Consider the following 2,182-nt stretch of genomic DNA (forward strand, 5'->3'; position numbering starts at 1 on the left):
AGGCAGTCTTTTGCTAAATACCTGAACAAATTAGGATACAAGTATATTCCCGATACCGCTTTTTACTCCCTTGATTCCCTCATTGACTACTTTCAGAGCGTTATTCCTAAGGAAAAAGCACTTGCCGACCTGTGGAACGTATATGACAGCAAGGACACAGAAAAGCTGACAAGGTATTTCCTGTCCCTTACCGGGGAGTATGTCAAGCTACCTCTCATACTCTTTGGAATAGAACACTACGTTACCGGAGAGCTAAAGGATTGGGATAAGAAATCCGCAGAAACAGTAAAAGAGCTGTTTGTTAGAAGAATAAAAGAGGACAGGCAGGATTTCCTTTACAGAAACGTTATGTTTAACATAGGAAACTACCCGGCAGTAACCAAGAAGATTGCGGAAAACAAGCTTTTGAGCAGGTTTTTTAACAACTTTGAACACTACACAGATTTCCTGCCTACAAGCGAGAAGATTATACTGCTTGAAACTTTTATAGAATCCTTTAAAAGCGAATACGTAAACCAGAAAGCAAGAGAACTTTTAATTCCTTACCTGACAGAAAAAGAAAAAGAGTATTACAGAATTGATACCGTTTTTAGCCTTTTAAACGCTGTCAGGTATAGGAAGGGAGAAAACGTTCTCAGAGTAGAAGAAGGGATACTGGTTCCTCATTCAAGTTCTGCAGGAGGGAACAACTACATGAAAGCCCACAAGATAGCCGTTAACAAGAGGCGGTTTAACTCTCTCAAGCAGGATGAGTCCGCCTTAAGCAAGAAGAGAATAATAATACTGTAATCGTAAATTAGTGGCGAGTTAATTACAGTATAGTTAAAATTCTCTGCACTTTAACCAAAAACAATTGTCCTGACGGTAAAATTAATATAACTGCGATGGAGAAGCAATGGAAATGTGGTTTGCCGGTATCATAGGGGCGACCTGTCTGTTTGGAATGGCACTGTGCTTTTATCCGCTGCAGAAGGTAGAGGCCGAAAGGAAAAAAGGAATTACAGTTTTAAAAAACATTTCAAGAATGGACAGGACAGACTACTACTATCTTGAAAAAGCAGTTGAGGATGTTTTTCTGAAAAACCCCTCTGTTTCAAGCCTGAAGGTATGGCGGTTCTGCGATTGGAGTATAGTTAACACGGACGGGAAAATAAAAGATAGAGAAAGCATAAAAAGGTTAAAGTGGACATGCGTAAAGCTGTTTTCAAAGTAGATTTCTAATTTTTCTTTTGTTTTTTGCAGGTTCTATCCCGTCAGCCAGACTTTTCTCCTTGACAATTTTTTTAAGTTCCTTCTCATATCCCCTTACAAGGGGGTAAAATTCAGGTCGCTTCTTGCTGAGCAGGTATGCTCCTACGAGAATAGAAGGGGACTTTCTTACTGCGTCAGGAGTTTCCATCAGTATTTCCTTTACTTTTTCAATTTCTCTTTCCCCTATTTTATCTACCCTTACAGCCCTCAGCATCCTTAAATCGGGATAGTTCCTGGAAGATTCAAGAGAAACATGAAACATATCCGGCGAATCAACGGCATCGGAAAGGAACGTTGTAGTTTTTTCCCAATCGTTAAACGAGTGATGAAAGACAAAAACTCCTTCGTTTAAGAACCTTATGGGGTCGCCGTAGTATAGAACCGACAGGTATCCGTGGTGAGTATCTTTCACTTTTCCTTCAATCATGTGCAGAACGTCCGTCCAGAAGAGAGATGTTGTGTAGTTTAAGACCATTTGAGAAGAATACCCCGCCTCTCCCCTTAATACAGACATGAATGTATTGTAGTCAAAAGTCTTTACAGCCTCTTTTACCTGCTCGTCCGGCAGGAGAGAGAGTGCCACAGCGGACAGAAGCGTATTCGTGTTGGTCTTTCTTCCAAACGCTTTAATGTTAAACTTTGCTCCACTGTTTAAAAGGTCTGCAACCTTGCCCCTGACTCCGTTAACGTCTATTTCAAGGTCATAGGGTTTTTCTTTTATCCTGTAAATGACCTTTCTGGACAGGTTGTGCCACTGGTCTACATACCTGCTTCCGTAGAGCCTTACCACGTCCCACTCAATATCTTTAAAGAGCATTGCAGTTAGCAGTATTTCTCCAACCTCGTTAAGCTCCTCTCTCACTGTTGTCTCCTTTTACCGGTTTGGTTAAAAGATACCACAATTCTGGTTTGCTTTCTTTTCCTTTTTAGA

Annotated in this window: 3 protein-coding genes; 2 read left to right on the top strand and 1 reads right to left on the bottom strand. The window is 40.7% G+C overall.

Translation table 11 applies throughout. From position 1 onward, the window contains the following. Both MV676_RS00005 and MV676_RS00010 read left to right on the top strand, forming a co-directional pair. The coding region (locus MV676_RS00005; protein WP_297444198.1) for a hypothetical protein at positions 1–789 on the top strand (789 nt) is incomplete at its 5' end. A 106-nt stretch (positions 790–895) separates the two neighbouring features. Then, positions 896–1,213: a hypothetical protein gene (locus tag MV676_RS00010; RefSeq protein ID WP_297444199.1), complete on the top strand. Its 318-nt coding sequence runs from the start codon at positions 896–898 to the stop codon at positions 1,211–1,213. Here MV676_RS00010 and MV676_RS00015 read toward each other — a convergent pair. Continuing rightward, positions 1,205–2,113, bottom strand: a complete 909-nt coding sequence (locus tag MV676_RS00015) for a hypothetical protein (protein ID WP_297444200.1) — start codon at positions 2,111–2,113, stop codon at positions 1,205–1,207. The two genes, MV676_RS00010 and MV676_RS00015, sit on opposite strands and share 9 nt — an antisense overlap. Positions 2,114–2,182 lie beyond the last annotated feature (69 nt).

This window comes from Desulfurobacterium sp. (genome assembly GCF_027028515.1).
In the GTDB taxonomy this organism is placed as follows: domain Bacteria; phylum Aquificota; class Aquificia; order Desulfurobacteriales; family Desulfurobacteriaceae; genus Desulfurobacterium_A.

Bases quoted from the DNA above. Each gene is read 5' to 3' on its own strand.
- MV676_RS00010 (WP_297444199.1), top strand. From the start codon at position 896: ATGGAAATGTGGTTTGCCGGTATCATAGGGGCGACCTGTCTGTTTGGA.